This is a genomic window from Vibrio sp. 10N.222.55.C6, assembly GCF_041473395.1.
GTDB lineage: Bacteria > Pseudomonadota > Gammaproteobacteria > Enterobacterales > Vibrionaceae > Vibrio > Vibrio crassostreae_C.
This window is the reverse complement of record NZ_JBFRSD010000229.1, coordinates 1-781: the sequence shown is the minus strand read 5'-3', so window position 1 is coordinate 781 and position 781 is coordinate 1. Positions and strand designations below refer to the sequence as shown.

The following is a 781-nucleotide window of genomic DNA, read 5'->3' as shown; positions in this document are numbered from 1 at the left end:
AGATAAAGAAGATATGTCGATGACTACCCATAAAAAAGCTGTGGACAAGTTAGGGACTGTTAAAGGCTACGTGGGTGAGCGTTTTGATGCCATTAAGGGGGTGTATGTGAACACCCGAAAAGAGCAGAATGATGCTAACTATATTTTCGCCGAAGTGTCTCCGGGTGAGGAACTGTTCTACCTGAACATGTTCAAGGACGTGATCGGGTATGGGCCAGCGAAGCGGTACCGTAAAAAGCTTGATGGAACGAAGATCCCTGAAGAGATCGGACGCTTGGCAGACACAGTCTGCATAAACGAGAAGTTGACTGAATTACTGAGCCGCGAGGAGAATTAAGATGGGACTTTTTAAAGGGCTGTTGCAGTGTGAAGGCGCCCCGGTGGCAAAGACCCAGATCATCGATGTACAGGGAGCTTTGAAAGAGAATGTATGTCGTTTACTTTGTCATGACGATCATAGTATGTCGGTGGTGTACGGGTTCCGTGACGGAAAGAAAAAACGGCTTGATGGGGGTAAGAAGGAATCGGCTGAAGCATATGCTAAGCGTATGCATTGTGAAATTAAAGAAATCATCCGTAACAAACTCGGCTTAAACAAGCGTGATAGCGTGACCTATGAGACGGCACGTGTCTATACGGAAGGCAGCGCAGGTGAGCGTTGGTTTTTTTTCTACTTGGCAGAAGCCGTTGTTGATACCACTGCACTTGTTCAAAGTTTAGAGCGCGACGGCTTGTTGGTTCAGCGTGTGTTCGAGTCTATCATGTCGCTGCACCTTAAACG

Annotated in this window: 2 protein-coding genes; both read left to right on the top strand. The window is 47.1% G+C overall.

The genetic code is table 11. From position 1 onward, the window contains the following. On the top strand, positions 1–337 hold a 337-nt coding region (locus AB4486_RS23390; protein ID WP_372118939.1), incomplete at its 5' end, for a hypothetical protein. Positions 338–380: 43 nt separating this feature from the next. Beyond that, a partial coding sequence (locus AB4486_RS23385) for a hypothetical protein (RefSeq protein ID WP_372118936.1) occupies positions 381–781 on the top strand: 401 nt, incomplete at its 3' end.